Origin of the sequence: Flavobacterium sp. (assembly GCF_965262375.1) — a bacterium.
In the GTDB taxonomy this organism is placed as follows: Bacteria; Bacteroidota; Bacteroidia; order Flavobacteriales; family Flavobacteriaceae; genus Flavobacterium.
The window spans coordinates 443001-457453 of record NZ_OZ253527.1; the positions used below are offsets into that span (position 1 = coordinate 443001).

10 protein-coding genes are annotated in these 14453 nt (G+C 31.3%); 3 read left to right on the forward strand and 7 right to left on the reverse strand.

The features are described from left to right. Positions 1-168 precede the first annotated feature (168 nt). From clpP to ACQY29_RS02120, 3 genes are all read left to right on the forward strand, one after another. Entirely contained in the window at positions 169-825 is a 657-nt protein-coding gene (gene clpP, locus ACQY29_RS02110) for an ATP-dependent Clp endopeptidase proteolytic subunit ClpP (protein ID WP_428223611.1), read from the forward strand. A 118-nt stretch (positions 826-943) separates the two neighbouring features. Continuing rightward, on the forward strand, positions 944-2179 hold the full coding sequence (gene clpX, locus ACQY29_RS02115) for an ATP-dependent Clp protease ATP-binding subunit ClpX (RefSeq protein WP_428223612.1): 1236 nt from the start codon (positions 944-946) through the stop codon (positions 2177-2179). Positions 2180-2386: 207 nt separating this feature from the next. Further along, positions 2387-2761 (forward strand): hypothetical protein, encoded by a 375-nt coding sequence (locus ACQY29_RS02120; RefSeq protein ID WP_428223613.1) that lies wholly within the window; start codon positions 2387-2389, stop codon positions 2759-2761. 70 nt (positions 2762-2831) lie between these two features. Here the strand turns inward: ACQY29_RS02120 and ACQY29_RS02125 are convergent, their stop codons facing one another. The 7 genes from ACQY29_RS02125 to ACQY29_RS02155 form a co-directional block, all read right to left on the reverse strand. Continuing rightward, positions 2832-3902 (reverse strand): exopolyphosphatase, encoded by a 1071-nt coding sequence (locus ACQY29_RS02125; RefSeq protein ID WP_428223614.1) that lies wholly within the window; start codon positions 3900-3902, stop codon positions 2832-2834. 196 nt (positions 3903-4098) lie between these two features. Continuing rightward, on the reverse strand, positions 4099-6846 hold the full coding sequence (locus tag ACQY29_RS02130; protein WP_428223615.1) for a TonB-dependent receptor plug domain-containing protein: 2748 nt from the start codon (positions 6844-6846) through the stop codon (positions 4099-4101). 37 nt (positions 6847-6883) lie between these two features. Further along, the gene (locus ACQY29_RS02135; RefSeq protein ID WP_428223616.1) at positions 6884-7792 is read right to left on the reverse strand and encodes a hypothetical protein; all 909 of its coding nucleotides are present in this window, start codon (positions 7790-7792) and stop codon (positions 6884-6886) included. 122 nt (positions 7793-7914) lie between these two features. After that, on the reverse strand, positions 7915-8991 hold the full coding sequence (locus ACQY29_RS02140; RefSeq protein ID WP_428223617.1) for an exopolyphosphatase: 1077 nt from the start codon (positions 8989-8991) through the stop codon (positions 7915-7917). 131 nt (positions 8992-9122) lie between these two features. Then, a complete protein-coding gene (locus ACQY29_RS02145; RefSeq protein WP_428223618.1) occupies positions 9123-11882 on the reverse strand; it encodes a TonB-dependent receptor in 2760 nt (919 codons plus the stop codon). A 125-nt stretch (positions 11883-12007) separates the two neighbouring features. Further along, the gene (locus ACQY29_RS02150) at positions 12008-12985 is read right to left on the reverse strand and encodes a hypothetical protein (RefSeq protein WP_428223619.1); all 978 of its coding nucleotides are present in this window, start codon (positions 12983-12985) and stop codon (positions 12008-12010) included. A gap of 408 nt (positions 12986-13393) precedes the next feature. Continuing rightward, a complete protein-coding gene (locus tag ACQY29_RS02155) occupies positions 13394-14356 on the reverse strand; it encodes a M43 family zinc metalloprotease (RefSeq protein WP_428223620.1) in 963 nt (320 codons plus the stop codon). Positions 14357-14453 lie beyond the last annotated feature (97 nt).

The window sequence follows — 14453 nt, forward strand, 5'->3', positions numbered from 1 at the left end:
AAATCTAAAAAAATACGTAAGTTTGAGCGTCAAATGTTTCATTTGGCGCTTTTTTATTGACAAACTGTCACAAAAAAGAAAAAGGTCTAAAAATTGTAATTCGTTTAATCCATTTGAAAAAAGCCGATGTAAACTTTTTCAAACGTTAAACTTTTAAACTGATAAAAAATGAACTACGGAAAGGAATTTAAAAAATATGCTACCAAGCATCACGGGGTAAACAGTATGTATTACGACAAAATCGTAGGAAGTATGACGCCTTATGTTATTGAAGAAAGACAATTAAATATTTCACAATTAGACGTTTTTTCGCGTTTAATGATGGATAGAATTATCTTTTTAGGGACAGGAGTTGACGATTATGTAGCTAATATTATTCAAGCGCAATTATTATTCTTAGAAAGTGTAGATGCTTCTAAAGATATTCAATTGTACATCAACTCTCCTGGAGGAAGTGTATATGCTGGTTTGGGTATTTATGATACAATGCAGTTTGTAAAACCAGATGTAGCTACTATTTGTACAGGTATGGCCGCATCTATGGGAGCTGTGTTATTATGTGCCGGTGCCGATGGAAAACGTTCTGCCTTACCTCACTCACGTGTGATGATTCATCAACCTTCAGGTGGAGCGCAAGGGGTAGCTACAGACATGGAAATTAACTTAAAAGAAATGTTGAAGTTAAAAGAAGAGTTGTATGAAATTATTTCAAAACACTCTAAACAACCTTTCGATAAAGTATACAAAGATTCAGAGCGCGATTATTGGATGAAAGCCGATGAAGCGAAAGAATACGGAATGATTGATGAAGTTTTAAGAAGATAAATTTAGTATTCAGTATTTAGTGTTCAGTATTCAGCACTTAGTGTTCGCTATATGCAACTTTTAGTGATGACAACACGTAACTGATTACTGACAACTGATAACTGATAACTGTAAAAAAATGGCAAAGAAAGAAAATTTTGAATGTTCCTTCTGTGGGAGGAGAAAAGCCGACACCAATATATTGATTGCAGGTATCGATGCGCATATTTGTGACCATTGTATTGAGCAGGCTCATGGGATTGTTTTGGAGGAATTAAAAGCCAGTGGCATATCTAAAAAAGCTTCTGATTTGGTGTTGAGTAAACCTAAAGAAATTAGAGCGTTTTTAGATAAATATGTGATTGGGCAAGAGCAAACCAAGAAAGTATTAGCTGTTGCGGTTTACAATCACTACAAACGATTGATGCAACAAGACCAAGGAGATGATGTGGAAATTGAAAAATCAAACATTATCATGGTAGGACAAACGGGTACAGGAAAAACATTGGTAGCTAAAACTATTGCTAAAATGCTAGATGTTCCTTTAGCTATTGTGGATGCTACGGTTTTAACAGAAGCTGGTTATGTAGGTGAGGATGTTGAGAGTATTTTAACTCGCTTATTACAGGCTGCTGATTATGATGTGGCTAAAGCAGAAAGAGGTATCGTTTTTATTGATGAGATTGATAAAATTGCTCGTAAAAGCGACAATCCTTCCATTACAAGAGATGTTTCTGGGGAAGGTGTGCAACAAGCCATGCTGAAACTTTTAGAAGGAACGGTGGTAAATGTACCGCCAAAAGGTGGACGTAAGCATCCAGACCAAAAATTTGTGGAAGTAAATACAAAAGATATTTTATTCATCGCTGGTGGTGCTTTTGACGGAATTGAGCGTATTATCTCAAAACGTCTGAACCGTCAAGCTATGGGATTTGGTGCTTCTATGGAAACGGATAAAATAGATGAAACTAATTTATTGCAATACGTAGTTCCAAAAGACATCAAAGATTTTGGATTGATTCCGGAAATCATTGGTCGTTTGCCGGTTTTAACACACATGGACCCGTTAGACAAAGAAACCTTACGTGCAATCTTAACAGAGCCTAAAAACGCTTTAATCAAGCAATACAAGAAATTATTTGAAATGGATGACATTGAGTTCACTATAACAGAGGAAGCCTTGGATTTTATTGTTGACAAAGCCTTAGAATACAAATTAGGAGCACGTGGTTTGCGTTCGTTATGCGAAGCTATCTTGACCGATGCGATGTATGAAATTCCAAGTTCGGAAGAGAAAACCTTGCATATTGACCAAGAGTATGTAGAAATCGCTTTAAACAAAAATTTATTGAAACGTTTAGAAATTGCTTCTTAAATAGAAGGCTATCCTTTTCGGGTAGCCTTTGTTTTTACCTAATAAAATTCCAGAAACATCGAAAAAAACCAAAAAAAAAACCACCTACTAATTAAGACTTAGTAAAAACAACACATCGTAGAATTATTTCTACACTACTTTTTATTAAAAAAAATAACATCAGACGTACTTTTGCATAGTAAATTTAACACATAAAACACAAAACCCATGTCTGATTTTTTAAAACAATTTGGTGAAGATTTAAAAACAAACGTTCCAGGATTTGTAGCGGTAGCAATTGCAGAAATTAAAAGCGGAATCTCGTATTACACTTTATCTGCTGATCCAAACTTTGATCCTGAATTAGCTTCTGCTTTTAACTTAGAAGTTGTAAAAGCTAAATTGAATGCGATTAATGCATTGGGATTAAATGAATCGATTGAAGATATCATGATTAATCTAAAATCACAAATTCACATTATTGATATCTCTGAAAACAATGAATATTTTATTTATTTAGCTGTAGATTCAACTCGTGCAAACTTAGGTATGACTAAAGCCCTATTAAACAAATACAAGAAAGATATTACTAAAAAAATGTAATCCGCCTTTTTTGCCCTAAACCTACAATTACTGCTTTTCAATTATGAAAAGCAGTTTTTTTTTAAGCCCTTTAAAAAATAACCCTTGCTCCTTTTGCAGAGTCAGCCACATAAGCCAGTAACCAAGCTATTTGACCTTGTTTCACAAAAAACAATTTCTTCGATTTAAAACTCTTCAATTCCTCCAAACTAGTTAACAAGATACTATTTGCTGCAATCAAATGTTTTTGAGAATACGTTTTTATAACTTTATCAACCTCAGGATTAGTTAACGCTAATTGTTCAAACTTTTTAAAATTATTTTGTAATATAAAATTATAATTGACTAAATCATCATAAGTAAAAGCATTAAAATTATCTTTGGCGCCCATCTCAAAATACAAAGTGTAAAAAGCCCATACCGCACCCCCTGAAAAATAAACATTTGTTTTATTATGTGCGTTTGGGTGCTCGTTATACATCTTTATTACACCTTCCCTAAGCGTAGTTAAGTGCTTAAAGTTAGCCTCTACATACTCACTATATTTAGCACCTGTATTGGTCTTTTTATTGATAGCTTCTGTCAAAGTTATTGTACCATAATCTAAATTAAGTGGATAGAATACAATATTTTCTTCAGTAAACTCTTCTACATAGCCACCTTTAGTATTACCCCCACCAATATCTAAAATTAATGAATTGGTAAAATACTTCGGAGGGATACCCCCCTTTAGCAATAATTTAGCTTCTAATTTAGAGTTGATAAACTCAATATTTTTATGAGTAGTTTCTTTTATTTTATCGGCTAAAACTTGGGTATTTTTAGCCATAGCTACCCCTGAAGATCCCACGATAAAAATTCTGGAATCATCAACCTTAAATTCATCTCTAAGTTTTTGGTAATTCTTCCAAACTACATTACTGGCTTTTTCAATCTCTTCTTTACCAAGGTTGCCATCTATCGATATACTCCTAGCGATACCAACATTCTCCGTCCAAAAATCCTTTACAGTATAAACACTTTTTTTAATATTTTGAACATCTATTACAGAGATTTTGATTCCTTTACTTCCAACTTCAATACCTGCATACAAGCCTTGAGCGTTTAAAAAACAGGGAGTAAGCAACATCAAAAGAACGGTTAAAAAAATTTTTTGGAGCATTTTTTTTAGTTTTTATTTGAGATACAAAATTAATAGTTTTCTGAATTATACAATCATTTTTTAACAAGTTTAAATATTTATAACAATTTGAAAATGCATCACTTATGACCGCTGAATATTTTACTTTTTTTTAATAAAAACACAAAAAAACCTCAAATTTAAATTGAGGTTTTTTAGCAATTATTAATTTTTTGAATTAGAAAGAATATTGCACTCCAAAGTTCCAAGTTCTTCCTAAACCAAAGAAAGCAGCATTAGCTCCGTTAACACCTTTAAAACGATTTGAAGTGAACTCCCCGTAAGTAGTCCCATTAGGCTTCACTTGACTATTTGCATAACTTCTTGTGGATTCATTAATATATAAAGTATCAAGTATATTATTCATTGCCAAAGCAAACATTACAGCATGCTTATTCTTTAATTGCAATTTGTATTTCAATGCTGTATCAAAAAGTGTAAAATCAGGCAATTCAATTAAATCAGAAGCATATGATCTTGGGTAATAGTAAGGGTCAAATTGTTCAGGAGCTGTATTGCTATGGAAATGTGTATGGTATTTTCCCGCTAAGGTCCATGTGAAATTTTTAAATGGCTGAAACAACAAACTCAACGAGCTCATCCATTGTGGCGCTCCACCCACTTCTTTATTTTTTATAAATAAATTTGTTGTAGGATTTTTGGGATCAAAATCAACATACTGTGCATCAGTATCATATAACCAATGCGCATATGAATTACTAGACGCTATAGTTAAATTAGCCAACAACCTAAATGTTAAATCTAATTCTGCTCCAATATTAGTTTTATTAATTCGATCAGTAACACCAATGTAACCTAAGGTAATGTCATTTAACGGAAGCGTTGAATCGAAAAGCGCATTATAATAAGTAGCAAAATTCAAATTAAAACGCTTAGCAATATAAGAATATCCAAATTCAGCAGCTCTAAATTTTTCCTTACCGTACATCATAGTCGTTTCTGCATTGTTCATTTTAAAAACACTATTAAAAATAGGTGCTCTATTTACAATTCCAAGATTCAACCAAATGTTATTAGTCCTATTGATATTCCAGTTAACTCCAAATTTAGCATGAAAATTATCTAAATTAACTTTTTTAGAATCTTCCTGTTTTGCATTATCGTATAAATCGAATGAAGTTTTATAATATTGATTAAAACTATAACCTCCTTGCAATAGAAAATTAAACTGACTCGTATTGAATTCTAACTGTGAAAACATCCCTACATAATCGGCATAATTCTTATTATAAAAATCAATTTTTTGCTTATCCGTTTTTTCAAAAACATTTAACAAATCTGTACTCAAATTATAGGTTTCCGTAGTAAAAGTATTAGCTGTATTCGGGTCAATTATATAACCATCTGCCCCGAATAAATTTCCTAAATACTTAGTTTGGGTAGCCATTGAGCGAAGTGCCTCAATACCTGTATCTAATTTAAAGCGAGTATCTAACTTAGTAGTATAATTCAGTAGTAAACCATAACTTGTTTTCTTCTCTAACAAGTTAACTAAAGAATATCCAGAACTTTCCGTTTCCCAATCTATCGAATTTAAAAATTTTGGATTACCATTTGAATCATTTAAAGTAGTACGCAAATAATCAGGGATCAACATATCTTCATACTCAATGGTATTAGTAGCTAAACCGCGGTTGTATCTTTCAATAAAATCAAAATCTAAAGTCCCATTAGCGGTATAAAAATTACCTGTAGTAAAGGAAGGGTCAGTTCCAGCATAACGGGTTTGTCCTGAAACCCCAAAAATTCCATATCCTTTTGCTGTTAATGTATTGTTAGCATTAATATCGTATTTCCATTCTAAAGTAGCCATAGGCATATGGACTGTATTTTCGAACAACGAAATCTTTTGTCCTTTATAATTACCGTATGTGAAATTATAACGATTATCAACACCTCCATGATATTTATACAAAGCATCAATAGTTGCAATTTTATTATTGGTATTTCTATGTGTAGGTGCTCCTAATAATTTAAAAACAAATGTATTTTTTTGAGCTTTGTAACCTAAAGCTAAATAATACCCTAAAGCATTGAAATCCGTATTTCGAACATAACCATCACCCTTAGTACTTGTTAAAGTAAAATTGACCCCAAAACCTTTTTTAATTTCACCAGAAGATAAATTAATAGAATGCTTAGCATAGCCATCATTACCAGTAGCAGTTGCTATAAAATTACCATTAGCTTTGAAAGGATCTCTCAATATAAAATTCATAGTACCCGCAACTGAAGCATTAAGTTTAGATGATCCCAAACCGCGCTGAATCTGAATTGCATCTAAAGCATCCGATATAGGAGCAATAAAACTCCAATTAATAGTACCAGTCTCGAAATTTCGCAATGAAATACCATCAACTATGGGGGTAATACTGGTTTCATCATATCCTCTCATACGAATTTGGGCGTCAGCAAAACCACCTCCTAAAGTTGTCGTATATACACCCGGTAAATAAGCGGTTCTTTCTATAAAATCCTTATTTGAATTAGTATTGAAATTTTGACTTTCATATAAAGTAGAAGTTGCTGTAGGTGATTTTCTATAAAAAGCTAAATCGACTAAGGCTGATTCGCTTTCTAATTCTTTAACTAACAATTCTTCTAAATAAAAGGTTCCAATATCAGTAGTAGGCTCTTTTAGTTCAAGAAATTTGTAAACAGACTTATACCCCTTTTGTCTAAAAATTAGCTTCCCTAATTTATCAGTAGATTCAAGCACAAAATTTCCATTATTATCCGTAAAGGTTTGATCGAAAAAAGTTTTCTCATCACCTCTAGAAAAAATCACTTTTACATTGGCTAAATTCTGATCATTACTTTCGGTTCTTACATTACCAATAATTCTATATTGAGCCTGAAATAAACCAGACACAAGTATCATGCAGCATAAATAGATATTTTTCATTAAACTCATAGGTGTATAATAATGTATAAAAAGATGATTATAGTTTGTTTTTTAAATAGTATAGCATTTTAGCTTTAGCAAAATTTTGAGCATAAAACAGACGCTTGTCCTTGCTATCCTTCAAATGATCAAGAAGACTAAGAAGAATTGAATTACCTACCAGAAGTTGCTCTTTATTAAAATTTTTAAGCACCCGCTCACCCTCTATATTGGCAGTAGCTAAACTCTCATAACGGTAGAACTTTTGTTCCAAAGTAACTTGATGTTTTTGAAGATCCTCGAGTTTAATTTCGGCAAATTCATTTTGAAGAGATCCTCCACCAAACAGTGTATAAAAGGCCCATGACCAATCACCTGTAAGATAAATTGCTTCATTTTTCTTTGAAAAATCATTAGCCAAAAACAAGTCGTTTACATGTCTATTTAAATTTGTTTTATAGGCCTCTAAATTCAATACACCAGATTCTATCGACTTATAGTCTGTGTTTTTCAACTCAATCCCACCGAAACCATTTTTAGAAACACCTGATACAGAATGACCTATTACATAAGTATGTTCAAAATTAGCATCAATTACCATTGATTTATCTGGAAGTTGCAAACTTTCAAAAACTAATTTACAGTTTTCAGCAGGCCCAATAAAATTGATATTCTTAAATTGAATTAAACTTAATTTCTGTTGGATTTGCTTTATAGCGGTTTCGTCAAAAAGTTGACTTTCGCTGAGGATATAAATTTTATCATTTGAAATGCTACTTTCAAAATTTAGTTTTTTTATATTTTCAATTAAAGCATCAGCAATATCGTTAGGTGTAAGCGAAGAAATAGGCTGTGTTTTCAGCCTTTCTGACCAAAAATTCCGCATTCGCAAATCTTTACTTTTTCGATCTTTGACTTCCACTAAAAGTACTTTTAGTTTATTTTCATCAAAGGCAATGCATGCCATTTTTTCTTGAGCAGATAGTAATAATGAATAGCAAGTAAAAAAGTAGACAAATAAATTAGTCTTTACTTTCATGGTAATCGTTTAGGTATAGTTAGTTTATTTGAGAGCTAAAAAAGTGTGTTTTACCACACTTTTTTAATTTTTTTGGAACGGTCAACAATATAAGACACTAGCCACGCTATTTGACCCTGTTTAGCAAAAAAAAGTTTCTTATTATTAATATTTGGAATATCTTCTAAACACACTAGTATTAAATTAGCCCCAGCAATTAGATGTTTTTGAGAATACGTTTTTAGTACACGTTCCACTTCTTTATTTTGTTTTGCTAATTCTTCAAATTTTGAAAAATTGTTTTTAATCATCGCATCAAAATTGATAACTTCTTCAAGTGTAAAAGCACTAAAGTTATTCTTAGCTTCTTGCCCATTATACAAGGTAAAAAACGCCCAAACGGCTCCACCCGACATGTATAAATTTGGTTTATCCAATGCAAGAGGCTTTGAATTATACATATTTTTTATTTTTTCTCGCAAGCTAGGAAGTGTACCAAAAAGTTTTTCAATAAAGTCAGCATTGCTATCAGACTTCACTTTTTTGTTGATCGTTTCGGTAAGAGTTATAGTACCATAATTGAATGAAAGCGGAAAAAAAACAAAATTGTTATCATTGTAAGTATCAACGAATCCACCTTTAGTATTTCCTCCCCCGATATCTAAGACGGTAGAATTAGCATAATCAACTGGAGGAATACAACCTTTCAACAACATTTTCCCTTCCATTTGAGCATCGATAAAATCTAAATCTTTACCAGTAAGCTTCTGTACTACATCTATAAGATCCTTCGTATTTGAAGCCATCCCTACACCAGAAGACCCCACTATAAAAATATTATCTTCTGGAACTTTAAATTCATTTTTAATTTTAAGATAACTAGCTAAAACCGTTTCACCCGCCTTTTTAATATCTTCAACAGCTAATTTGCCATCGATTGCAATCCCCTTAGCAATTCCGACATTCTCAGTCCAAAATGATTTGATTTCGTAATCTCCTTTTTTGATGTTATCCACATCGAGTACCGACGTCTTCACCCCTTTACTCCCAATTTCAATTCCAGCATAAAGTCCTTGACAATATATATTTTGTATGGAAAAGAAACAAAGCACTGCCAAATAAAGCTTGATTAGTCTTTGAGTCATCATAGTTTTTTTTTAGTTTACACACAAATATAAAAAAATTCTTATTGAGCCCTCTTATGTTGTAGAAATTTTTCAGAAATAAAAAAACCATCCCCGAAACAGAGATGGTTTTTAAAATTGTAAAATAATGGTATTTAGAATCTGTATTGTACTGCAAAATTCCAAGTACGTCCAGGACCAAAGAAAGCTGTATTGGCATTGTTCACATTTTTAAAACTGCTACCATATTGACTTTCATAATTCATATTACTATTTGGCACAAATTGATTGTTATTAAAACTTCTAGTAGATTCATTAATATAAACCGTGTCAAAAACATTATTCATAGCAAAACCAATATTTACAAGATGTTCATTTAATAATTTGATTTTATACTTCAAAGCTGCATCAAACAACACAAATGACGGAAGTTTCAAATCAGACTTGGCAAAGCTGTTTGGATACCAAATTGGGTCAAATTGTTCAGCTGGAGTATTACTATAAAAATTATCATGATACTTACCACTCACATTAAAAGTTAAGTTTTTAAACGGCTCAACCATTATAGCAAGACTACTCATCCACTGTGGAGCGCCCCCAATGTTAGTATCTTTGATGTACAAATCAGTAGTTTGATTATTTTCGTACTCCGTGTACTTACCGTCTTTAGTATACAGCCATTGCGCATAAGAATGACTTGAATAAAATGTTAATCTATTAAAAGGTTTATACGTAAAATCTAATTCAACACCAGTATTTCGCTTACTAAGTTGATGCGTAAATCCTGTAATCCCATAACCTGTTTCAAATAACTGTTCAGTAGAGTTACTCAAGAAGTTACCATAGGCAATTAAATTCAAATTAAACTTTTTAGACAAGAACGTATACCCCATCTCAACTGCTTTAAAATCTTCGTTTTTGAAACCTGCATTGATGTTGTTCGTATAAAAATCAAAAACATAATTAGCAATAGGAACCCTTGATACTAAACCTGTATTAAACCAAATATTACTTTTAGCAGTCATATTCCAGTTTGCGCCAAATTTCACATTGTAAGAATCCAGACGTACATGCTCAGACTCTTCAGAAATTCCTTGATCAAGAACATCAATCATACGTTTACTAAAATCATTCTGACTGTAACCTCCTTGCAATAAGAAATTAATTTTTTTCAAATTCAACTGTACCTGAGCAAATGCACCGTAATACAAACTAATATTCTCCTTATCGAAATCAATTTTTTGAGCATCAATAGGCTTAAATACATTAAACAAATTATCTTTCAAACTAAAAGTTTCAGTTGTAAATTGAGTCTTATTTTGCAACTGATCAATCAAATAACCATCAGCTCCTAGTAAATTATTAAGATATTTTGTGTTTCTAGAAACCGATTTTCTAGCATCTAATCCGACATCTAATTTCAACTTAGACGTTAAATTACTCGCATAGTTCAATAAACCTCCGTACACTTTTTTCTGACTCACAGTTTCAACTAGCGATACTCCTGAAGTTTTAGTATCCCATTCGGTTGAGTTTAAAAACAGTTTTTTACCATCTACTGTATACGTTTCTCTTAAAAAGCTGGGTATTAAAGAACCATCTAACAATTTAATGGTATTAACTAACGCAGCTGTGTTATACAATCTGATACGATCAAAATCAACATTATTATCAGTATTTGTAAACGAACTTACCCCGCTATAAATTTCAGCTCCTGAAGAATCTTTAAAAGCGTTGTATCCATAAATCCCATACCCTTTAACGGCCAACGTATTATTTTTATTAATTGCATATTGCCATTCAAAACTTGAAAACGGAGTATGATTAGCGTTACTGTTTAAACTAATTGATTGCCCATTATAAGTATTATAAGCATGGTTATATCTGGTATCAATACTATTATCTGCTTGCAAAATGTCATTGATTGAAGAAATCTTATTTCTCAAGTTATTCCATGTAGGTGCTCCTAATACTTTTAAAGTGAATTTATGTTTTTGAGTTTTATAACCTAATCCTAAATAGTAACCAATGGCATTAAAATCAGTTCCGCTAAAATAGCCATTTCCGGAAGTATTAGAAAGTGTAAAATTAATCCCAAAACCCTTGTCAGTATTGCCTGAGTTCAAACTCAAACTGTATTTTTTGTAATCATTATTACCTGTTTCAGCTGAAAAATAATTATCATATTTAGCAAATGGATCTCGCAATAATAAGTTTACAGTACCCGCAACTGAGGAGTTAACAATTTTAGAAGATCCAAGACCGCGCTGAATCTGAATCGCATCGAGAGCATCACTAGCTGGAGCTATAAACGACCAATTAACTTCTCCACTTTCAAAATCTCTTAACGAAATACCATCTAAAAGAGGCGTAATGTTATTTTCATTATATCCACGCATACGCATCTGACTTTGCGCATAACTCCCTCCCATAGGGTTAGCATACACACCAGGTAACAAATTCGTTCTTTCTATAAAATCTTTGTTGCTATTATGATTGAATTCATTATTCTCCAAAATAGTATTTGTAGCTGTTGGTGATTTTCTATGAAAAGCTAAATCGACTAAGGCCGATTCACTTTCTAAATTTTTCAATAAATCTTCTTCTAGGTAAAGAATTCCTACATCTAATTTATTGTTTGTAATTTCTACAAACTTATACAAAGTTTGATATCCAGGTGCTTTAAGAATCAATTTACCCGTTTTCTCTTTTGTTTTTAACGAGAAATTACCTGACTTATCCGTATACACTTGATGAATGTAATTGTTCTCATCTGCTGTAGTTAGAATCACTTTTACAGAAAAGACATTTTCATCTTTTGCATTTCGTATATTACCGAATATTCGGTACTGAGCTGAGCTTGTTCCGTAATAAAACAAACTAAGTAATAATAAAAAGTGTAATTTTTGTTTCATAGGTTTTAATTATAGGTTTCAGTAATAGTTACCGTATTGTTTTTTTGAGGTTTTTCAGTTTTGTTTTTTTAAATATAATTTCTAATCAGCAACTACATCTTAAAACTGTTAACATTGAATATGAATCATTGAATTTTGCAACTCAAATAATTAGCCAATTTCGCTCTGTGTGCGTGCTTACAATATTGTACTGTCTCTTTAAAAACAGAAGCATTCTTTAAGATTTCCATTAATAATTTATTCCCAACCGTAAGCTCATTTTTAGTATAATAAGACATTACTTTTTCCGCCTCTATATTAGCAGAAGCTAAAACTTCATAGCGATTAAACTTTTTCTCTAAGCTATTTTGATGCTTTTCTAAATCTCCAAGTTCTATAGGATTGAACTCCTTGTCTATACTACCACCATTGATCAAAGTATAAGAAGCCCAAGCAAATTCTCCACTTAAATACATCGCGCTTTTATCTTTCAAATTATCATGATAATAAAATAATTGCTTTATATTATCATTCAAATTAGTGTACTCTGTAATTTTAGTTGCATCTAGTAAAAAGTCTATTTTAGAAAAACTACTATTTTGAAGAGATCCGCTTACAAACTCATTTTTTTTATTATAGCCACAAAAAGTGGTTTGATTTTCGTTGCTATTAATTAAAAAAACATCCTCTTTATTAACATTTGCAAATAATCCGTCGAATAAATACTTTGAAGATTTCTTATTATCAAGAAAATCAATATTTGAGATTTTATTTTTAAGCAAATCTTTTTGAATGGCAACCATTTCACTCTCTGAGAAAAGGGCTACTTCTCCAATTATAAATATTTTATCGATTTCAACATTCTGTTCTAACTTAGCTTTCTGAAAATTAGCAATTAGACCTTCTGTTATTTTCCTTACCATTATCAAACGATCTTCGTTTTGAATCACATACGTAGGATCGGTCCAAAAATTTTTAAGTTTAAATTCCTTAGCATTTTCAGACTTGGTTTCAATCACTAAAACTTTAATTTCTCTAGTATTAAATTCAATACCTGCAAATTTAGTTTGACTAAAAACCGATAAAGAAAACAAGATAAAGGAAAAAGTGATTTTTTTTAACATAATTAAATAAGCAAACCATCGCAATAATATATGAAAAGGCTATATTTTAGGTTACAACATTCTTTTTTTTAAGGGTTTTTAAAATAACAACCTATTAAAATCAATTTGTCTTGCTATGCAAAGAATAATCATTTTTAGTTGCTATTTGTCTTATACAAAAAAGTAACAACTTATACAGTCTCGATATTAAATAATTACAATTTTAATTTACTAACAAATATAAAAAAATCATATAAAGAAATCTAATGATATATATATATATTTGAGCAATAAAAAAACCATCCCGAAATAAGGATGGTTTTTGTTTTTTTACTATAAGTATTTATTACATATATATATTTATAAACTTACTCTGTATTAAAATAAATTAAAAAAAATATTATTCTTTTAAAAAAATAGAATTTAAATCTAAAACCCTAAGAATTGATGCGTGCCACCTGATCTAAAGTTATAAAGCATTTTATTTTTTTGTCCTTTAGTAAACATCGTTCTTTGCGTTTCATAAACATATTCCATATAATTACAGAAAAGTATTTTTCGTGATTCCCCTTCACATGTTTCGTAGATAAAATCATAAACTATTCCCATGTGTTCTTTACTGTTTTGCGGAGTATCAGAAACTTTATCCGAAGAACAGTCACCATACATACCCGAAGTATGCCATAAACCTAAAAGATGACCTATTTCATGTCCTAATAATTTCCCTTTAGACAGACCGTTATTTTTAATACTTACATTAGTAGGGGCAGGATCATAAAAACAAAGAGAATTAACTACAACCCCTTCTGTAGACTTATCAACTCCTGGAATTGAAGAATACCCTGAGAAAAAAGATCCTTCTTCATCATATACCTTATCAGAAATATAAACATTTATACATTTATTAGGAGTTGTAGGTACGATTCCGTACTGTGAAGTTTTAAACCATTCCGATTTTCCAAGTTGAATACCATAAGGCGACTGTATCCTATTAACTTTCTTTAAATAGAAGCGTAGTTTTGTATCACCTGCTGCTAACGACTGAAATACTGTAGAAGTGTATTCACTAAAATCAGCATCAGTTCCTGAAAACATAGAGTTAAGAATTTCAATTTGTTTTTCAATTGTTACAGCATCGATCTTACGCCCTCCTTCACTTTCTATAATATTAAAAACTAAAGGTATATTTCGATTAGCTCTCAAATTATAAGTAACCCCTTCAGTATATGGATCAACGTATTGATCTCCTGCTCTTAAATTTTTCGGCAAATTTAAACAATTACCAACTGATATTACCTGAGAATCCGAAACGGGATCTTTAGGCAATTCTTCCTTTTGACAAGCGACTGCTAAAAGACTTAAAACGAATACATAAATTTTTAAAACTTTCATATACAATAGATTTGAGTTAAACAAAAGAACAAAAAAAAAGTATGCACAGAAAAAAAAAACCGTAGATTGTTTTCTACGGTTTTAAATAAAGTTTAAA

Excerpts from the sequence above, each read along its gene's own strand:
- ACQY29_RS02140 (WP_428223617.1), bottom strand. The coding sequence starts at position 8,991 with ATGATGACTCAAAGACTAATCAAGCTTTATTTGGCAGTGCTTTGTTTC.
- ACQY29_RS02155 (WP_428223620.1), bottom strand. The coding sequence starts at position 14,356 with ATGAAAGTTTTAAAAATTTATGTATTCGTTTTAAGTCTTTTAGCAGTC.
- clpP (WP_428223611.1), top strand. The coding sequence starts at position 169 with ATGAACTACGGAAAGGAATTTAAAAAATATGCTACCAAGCATCACGGG.
- ACQY29_RS02150 (WP_428223619.1), bottom strand. The coding sequence starts at position 12,985 with ATGTTAAAAAAAATCACTTTTTCCTTTATCTTGTTTTCTTTATCGGTT.
- ACQY29_RS02120 (WP_428223613.1), top strand. The coding sequence starts at position 2,387 with ATGTCTGATTTTTTAAAACAATTTGGTGAAGATTTAAAAACAAACGTT.
- ACQY29_RS02130 (WP_428223615.1), bottom strand. The coding sequence starts at position 6,846 with ATGAAAAATATCTATTTATGCTGCATGATACTTGTGTCTGGTTTATTT.
- clpX (WP_428223612.1), top strand. The coding sequence starts at position 944 with ATGGCAAAGAAAGAAAATTTTGAATGTTCCTTCTGTGGGAGGAGAAAA.
- ACQY29_RS02125 (WP_428223614.1), bottom strand. The coding sequence starts at position 3,902 with ATGCTCCAAAAAATTTTTTTAACCGTTCTTTTGATGTTGCTTACTCCC.
- ACQY29_RS02145 (WP_428223618.1), bottom strand. The coding sequence starts at position 11,882 with ATGAAACAAAAATTACACTTTTTATTATTACTTAGTTTGTTTTATTAC.
- ACQY29_RS02135 (WP_428223616.1), bottom strand. The coding sequence starts at position 7,792 with ATGGCATGCATTGCCTTTGATGAAAATAAACTAAAAGTACTTTTAGTG.